Genomic DNA, 6,097 nt, shown 5'->3' with positions numbered 1-6,097 from the left:
CTTTTCAATTTGCGAAAATTATTGTACCTTATCCCTTTGCGATATGAATTACCGAGCTGTGCAAGAGAAAAGAAAACACCTGAAATACCAAGGCTTTCTCCCATGGAATAAGGGTAGGAGTATTGGACAGTCTAAGAAAACTGTTCAATACTCCTACCCTTGTCCATATGTCTGCGGACTTCAATCTGGATATTTACAACCCGAGAGATCTGGCCTTCCGGCCGGCGGCACTTTTGTGCCATACAAGCGTTTTGCCGCAGGCAAAACCTTAGCGCAGGCGGAATCCACTCCCGCCGAGCATGTAAAATTCACTGTGGTATCCATAAAAAGGATTCAGGTGCAAAGCTATATTTCACAGCAGTTTCAGAATTTCAGGATATAACCCGTAATTGGGTTCTCGATTAAAATTCTTTATCATTATAGCCCCTCATTTTTGATTAGCCTGCTTTGATCATAGACTCGTTTTGTGATTTGCAGACTATGTTGTCCCTTGTAAAATGCCACCCTCCTATTGCATTATAACAAAAACTATCGATAAGAATTCCTGAAAGATGATCACTAGAAAAAGAACGGGTATCGCTATCAATAATGTGCTGTTCCTTTAAGATAATTGACCCCATATAATCACCTTTTTCACATTATCTTACTTCTTCATAAAGCAATAGATTTCAATGCTTAAAAAATCTGAAGTTGCTGAAATTTTCTCTTTTCGGTTGAACCTTGTGTACACTCTAGTATAATTACCGTGTGGCGTATACCCAGATGATTGTTGGCATAGAAATTTATTTTCATTTGATCCGTTTCTGAATATCTTCCACAGACGGCAGTTGCTTTTCTAACTCCTTCGGCAAGTTGTTGGTGATTTGGTATGCGCTTACCCCAATCGGTTTGCTCATATCCTTGAGAGAATATTCTGCTACAAGGTCGTTTTTACTTTTACACAGAAGCAGCCCGATAGAAGACGCATCCTGTTCTTTTTTCAGAATGGCATCTACTGCGGAGAGATAAAAATTGAGCTGACCGGCATACTCCGGTTTGAATTCACCTGTTTTTAACTCAATTACCACATAGCAGCGCAGATTCAGATTGTAGAAGAGCAGATCAATGTAAAAATCATCGCCACCCACATTGAGGTGATACTGATTGCCCAGGAAAGCGAAGCCAGTCCCAAGCTCCAGCAGGAGCTTGGTCACGTCCCTGACCAGAGCTTGCTCAATATCACGCTCTACCATATCTTCCTTGAATGGGATAAAGTCAAAAATATACGGATCTTTCATCGTCTGTACAGCCAACTCACTTTGAGGCGAGGGAAGCCGTTTTTCAAAGTTGGACACCTTGTCTGCCAGCACCTGCCGTTGATACAGACCGCTCTCAATTTGGTGAACCAGTACACTGTGCGACCAGCCGTTTTCCGTTGCTTTCTGAATGTACCAGATTCTTTCTTCCTGAACTTTTACCTTGTCCAGAATCGCTATATTGTGTGACCAGGGAATTTGTGCAGACACCGTCTGCACAAATTCCAGATCCGGATAGGTCTGGGCAAATTTTGCCATATACTTCAGATTTCGCACAGAATAACCCTTGCTGCCTGGAAATTCCCTCCGGATATCTGCGGCCAAGTTTTCAATGAATTTATTGCCCCAGGCTTTGTGTTCATTGATAATACGGCCAATGCTGTGATAGAGAAGAATCAGGGTAGTGTTAACTTGGACGGCCGCATGATATTGGGCTGATTTAATTTCCTGCTTTACAAGGTCAACAGTAGCGAGATACTCGCTTGAATTCATCAGCATGCTGTCTTTCCCTCCTTCTCCAGCAAGTCATCCAGCAGCCCCTGGCACCCCGCCAGCACATCCCGCCAAGTGGTGTCGAAGTCATCGGTGTACCAGGGATCGGCCACCTCCTGCTCCGGGCGGCCGGCGTATTCCATCAGAAGGTGCATCTTGTCGTTGAAGTCGCCGCCGCAGATGCGATACATGTTGCGGAGGTTGGCCTGATCCATTCCAATGAGCAGGTCGTACTCCTCGTAGTCGCTGTTGCGGAGCTGACGGGCGGCGTGGCCATCGCAGGAGATGCCGTGTTCCGCCAGCTTCCGCCGGGCTGGGGGATAGACTGGGTTGCCGATCTCCTCCCGGCTGGTGGCCGCCGAAGCAATCTGAAACTCGCCCTTCAGCCCCGCCTTTTTCACCAAGTCCTTCATCACATACTCGGCCATCGGGCTCCGACAAATATTTCCATGACACACGAAAGGGATCTTCTTCATGCTCCAGACACCCCGCTGATACTGTGTTGCTCTCAGTATAACAGGTATTGTCCGGTTCGTCGAGTCCTTCCCGCAGCCATGCCCTGACCTGGATCTTTTCCAGCAGCTCCACCTTTGTCCAGCGGTGCTCCAGCGTAGCCCGGAGATACCAGTCGCGCTCCTGGCTGCTCTCACAGACCTCCAGAATGGCCACGTTTTGCGTCCAGCCCAGTTTCAGGGCCAGCGCCCGCAACTCTAGGCTATCCGCATAGGCCCAGTAAAATTCCCGCATCCGCCGCAGGTTTCGCGGGGAGAAGCCTCTGTCCCCAGGGTAGTTTGACTGGAGATACTCGGCGGCCATGACCGCCGCGCCCTTTTCCTGGCGGGCACAGACGGCCCTGCCGATCTCAAAGTACAGCTCCATCTGCGGGAGACCCGCCCCCATGAGCTGATCCAGCATCCCATACATGGCGCTGTAATCGGTTGGTTTTCTGACGTTCATTGGGCTCTCCTTTCCGGCACCCCGCGCCTAATTAGTCATAACCATAAAAAGGAGCACGGCGATTGATACGCTGTGCTCCTTTTTATGGTCAGCTATGTGAGTGTTTGGAAGATGTCGCTCTCTAGAGCCACCACGTCCTCCAGTGGGATCTCTGTCCCGTCTGTCAAAACCAGGATCCGCTCCAGTTCTCTGAGCTTTTTCAGCCGGCCGGTGGTGGTGAGGTAAGCCCCGCCGTCCTTCTTTTCGTCCCGCTGGAACCAGGTGACGGTGAGCTCCGGCCGCTCGTCCATGTACTCCAGCAGCACGGCCTGCCTCCGGTCCAGCTCTGCCTTGGTGTCCTCGTCCAACTCTATCCTCTGCTCCGTCAGCCGGGCGGTCTCCGCGATGGCGGCCCCGTGGCCGCTCAGGGCGGCGAATGGGCTGAAAATCGCGGCCCGGTCGCGGATGGGCATCCGGGGGTGCCGCTTGGAGGTGGGATGCGGGAGGTTTATGATGTCGTCGTATGGCCCGCTCACGCTTGATGCCCTCCGATCGTTTGGTTGCGCTCTTTGGCCGTGGCGCCATCCTCCAGGTTCATCCCCTTGAGGATGGCGTTCTTGCCGTACCGCTTCTTGATGCCCAGCATGGCCTCCTGGAGCTTTCGCTCCCGGGTGTGGGCGGCCTTGTCCGCCTGTTCCTGCGCCTCTCTGACGGCATAGTCGGTGAACAGGTCCATCTGCTCCGCCTCATGCGCCTTGGGTGCCTCCGCCTCGTCCAGCAGCTTGTTGGCGCTGATGCTTAAGCGGCGGATCAACAGGTTCTTATCCACGATCCGGTCGTAGAGGGCCGCTGCCGCTTTCTGCAAGTCATTGGCGGACGAGGTGTAGGTGAAGTTCTCCGTGCCCACTGCGTGCTTGGGGATGCTCCGTCCGTAGCGGTCAGTGGTCACCGGGCCATGGTAGTTCTGACGGCGGCCCGGGTCGTCCAGGTTCTCCCGGTCATAGCCCACAGTGAGCACCAACTGGTTGGTCACCAGCCGCTTGTCCACCAGATCCAGCGCCAGGGCATCCGCCATCTCCCGCACCACCAGACGGGCCTTGTCAAAGTCATAGGGGCACTGAAGCACCTGGCCGGAGACGATGCTCTTGTTCTCCGGCTTGTACGCCTTCACGTCCGCGATGGTGCAGGGCTCCCAGCCCCAGGCGTGGTCGATCAAAATCTCCGCGTTGACCCCGAACAGCTTGTAGAGCAGTTCCTCATTGTGGTAATCTGTGGGCTTGCCAATGGAGCACCGAGCGATGTCCCCCATGGTGTACAGGCCGTTGGCCTCCAGCTTGCCCGCGTAGCCCTTGCCCACCCGCCAGAAGTCCGTCAGGGGCCGGTGCGCCCAGAGCAGGCGGCGGTAACTCTCCTCCGTGAGCTTGGCGATGCGGACGCCGTGCCGGTCAGCCCGGATATGCTTGGACACAATATCCATGGCTACCTTGGCCAGATACAGATTGCTTCCCATCCCCGCCGCAGCGGTAATGCCGGTGGTGTTCAGAATATCCAAAAGGATGGTCTGGGTCAGATCCCGGGCCGTCATCCTGTAGGTGTCCAGGTAGTGGGTCAGATCGATAAACACCTCGTCGATGCTATAGGGGAAGATGTCCTCCGGCGCGATGTATTTCAGGTAGACGCTGTAGATTCTCGTGCTCCAATCGATATAGTGGGCCATTCTGGGCGGGGCCACCAGGTAGTCCAGAGCCAGAGAGGGGTTCTCCTGCACCGACCGGTCGTGCCAAGAGGCGCCGGTGAACCGCCGGCCCGGGGCTTGCCGCTGCCGTCGGAGGTTGACCTCTTTGACCTTCTGTACCACCTCAAAGAGCCGGGCCCGGCCTGAAATGCCGTAGGCTTTGAGGGAAGGGGTCACGGCCAGGCAAATGGTCTTGTCCGTTCGCCGCTTGTCCGCCACCACCAGATTGGTGGTCATGGGGTCCAGCCCCCGCTCTACGCACTCCACCGAGGCGTAAAAGCTCTTGAGATCACAGCAGACATAGCACTTTTCTTTCACACCCCTGTCCCTCCTCTCTGACTTAGTATATCACGGGTATTGTCTGATTATTGAGGACAGCCCAGCATGATCCACATACTGTCATCCATCTCTGTCGTATCGTCTATCCAGAGTCCTTTAAGCTGATTGTAGCACATTTGTTCTATCTATTCCATAGTGGTGAGATATTTTCTTGGACAGAAAGCCGCAAAGGAAAAGGCGGCGGATCAAACCGCCGCCCTTTCCCTTACGGGCTTCTGCTTATAAAATCTGCACGATTTGCTCCCACAAGAGGATGTGCTTGGTATCAATGGCTTTGTTTCCGTGGTAGTGCCCGAACAGCCAGTAGTGGTATTGCGCCCGGTCTTTGACCTCCTGGAAGAAGTCTGTCAGGCGATCCGCCGTGTTGTGCCGGGAGAACTGGAGGGCAATGCTGGTGGGGGCGCAGTGGGTGAGGATGTAGTCCGCCGTCCAGCCGTGGGCGTCCAGATTTTTATGCGCCTCTGCATATTCCTCCTCCAAGGGTAACTCCTCCCTCCACCAGGAGAGGTGGTCAATGCGGAATCGGGTGTGCTCTTTCTGCTTCAATGTCAGGTATTTCCGCTCAAAGTTGGGATCGTCCAGGCTCAGGATGCCGTCCTCAATGTCGTGGGAGGCCGCCCCGCCCATAGTGAAGAAGGTACGCCCGGTCAGCTCAAATACCTGCCCCCGCATCAGGTGGAGCACGTGGGGCCGGATGGGCTGCACCCTGCCGCCGTGCCAGTTCTCTATCGGGTATTTCACAAGGGCATCGTAGTTTTCATGGTTTCCCGAGACGAAGGCCACCGTGAAAGGCAACCCTTCCAACCAGTCCAGCGCCTCGTCGTCCCGTTCATCCCCGAACCACACGCCGCCGAAGTCTCCCAGCTGGAGCACTACGTCCTCCTTGGTTAGTTCCCCGCCCTCTGGGAAGTATTCCGGGCGGAACCGCTCAAGATTCCCGTGGGTGTCGCCTGTAGCGAAGATCTTCATGCAAGCTTCCTCCTTTTTGGCTGTGCCACATACTGCTCGATCTCCCGGCCATCCCGGAAGGTCACCCGGATCTTCTCCTGGGAGAGTACCGTCACCTTCTCCAGCAGCTGGTGGATGACCTCCTCATCCCACTCCGTCAGCGCCGCCGACATGTGTTCCATGGCGGCCGACACCGTCCGCAGGCGCTGGTTCACCTTTTGGTTTTCCTGATAGACCCCCTCCAGCCTGGCCCTTTGCTCCCTGAGATGGGCGGTGGACTCGGACAGCTCCCGGAACCGCCCCGTATAGTCCTCTGCCGGGTTGGCTGACGCCTCGGCCAGCAGGCTGTTGA

The 6,097-nt window shown here is 54.7% G+C and carries 6 protein-coding genes and 2 pseudogenes; 1 reads left to right on the top strand and 7 read right to left on the bottom strand.

What is annotated here, in order from left to right:
- On the top strand, positions 1-382 hold a 382-nt coding region (locus tag HMPREF0372_RS20405; RefSeq protein ID WP_207635686.1), incomplete at its 5' end, for a hypothetical protein.
- A gap of 406 nt (positions 383-788) precedes the next feature.
- On the opposite strand, the gene HMPREF0372_RS16855 is transcribed toward HMPREF0372_RS20405, so the two are convergent.
- The 7 genes and pseudogenes from HMPREF0372_RS16855 to HMPREF0372_RS20930 form a co-directional block, all read right to left on the bottom strand.
- The gene (locus HMPREF0372_RS16855) at positions 789-1,793 is read right to left on the bottom strand and encodes a PDDEXK nuclease domain-containing protein (RefSeq protein ID WP_007495135.1); all 1,005 of its coding nucleotides are present in this window, start codon (positions 1,791-1,793) and stop codon (positions 789-791) included.
- Complete coding sequence (locus HMPREF0372_RS16850; protein WP_039997911.1) at positions 1,787-2,263, bottom strand: low molecular weight protein-tyrosine-phosphatase; 477 nt, start codon at positions 2,261-2,263, stop codon at positions 1,787-1,789. The genes HMPREF0372_RS16855 and HMPREF0372_RS16850 overlap by 7 nt, the downstream gene beginning before the upstream one ends.
- Positions 2,264-2,351: 88 nt before the next feature.
- Positions 2,352-2,666: pseudogene (locus tag HMPREF0372_RS21390) on the bottom strand (DUF1016 N-terminal domain-containing protein); the annotation flags it as partial.
- Between the two features lie 170 nt (positions 2,667-2,836).
- The gene (locus HMPREF0372_RS16845; RefSeq protein WP_039997909.1) at positions 2,837-3,259 is read right to left on the bottom strand and encodes a hypothetical protein; all 423 of its coding nucleotides are present in this window, start codon (positions 3,257-3,259) and stop codon (positions 2,837-2,839) included.
- On the bottom strand, positions 3,256-4,776 hold the full coding sequence (locus HMPREF0372_RS16840; protein WP_007495132.1) for a Y-family DNA polymerase: 1,521 nt from the start codon (positions 4,774-4,776) through the stop codon (positions 3,256-3,258). The genes HMPREF0372_RS16845 and HMPREF0372_RS16840 overlap by 4 nt, the downstream gene beginning before the upstream one ends.
- Positions 4,777-5,016: 240 nt before the next feature.
- Positions 5,017-5,766 (bottom strand): metallophosphoesterase family protein, encoded by a 750-nt coding sequence (locus HMPREF0372_RS16835; RefSeq protein WP_007495131.1) that lies wholly within the window; start codon positions 5,764-5,766, stop codon positions 5,017-5,019.
- Positions 5,763-6,097 (bottom strand): annotated as a pseudogene (locus HMPREF0372_RS20930) (recombinase family protein); the annotation flags it as partial. The gene HMPREF0372_RS16835 and the pseudogene HMPREF0372_RS20930, both read right to left, overlap by 4 nt.

The sequence above is a fragment of the Flavonifractor plautii ATCC 29863 genome (assembly GCF_000239295.1).
Lineage (GTDB): Bacteria > Bacillota > Clostridia > Oscillospirales > Oscillospiraceae > Flavonifractor > Flavonifractor plautii.
This window is presented reverse-complemented; position numbering and strand designations above follow the sequence as displayed.

Bases quoted from the DNA above. Each gene is read 5' to 3' on its own strand.
- HMPREF0372_RS16855 (WP_007495135.1), bottom strand. From the start codon at position 1,793: ATGCTGATGAATTCAAGCGAGTATCTCGCTACTGTTGACCTTGTAAAG.
- HMPREF0372_RS16850 (WP_039997911.1), bottom strand. From the start codon at position 2,263: ATGAAGAAGATCCCTTTCGTGTGTCATGGAAATATTTGTCGGAGCCCG.
- HMPREF0372_RS16835 (WP_007495131.1), bottom strand. From the start codon at position 5,766: ATGAAGATCTTCGCTACAGGCGACACCCACGGGAATCTTGAGCGGTTC.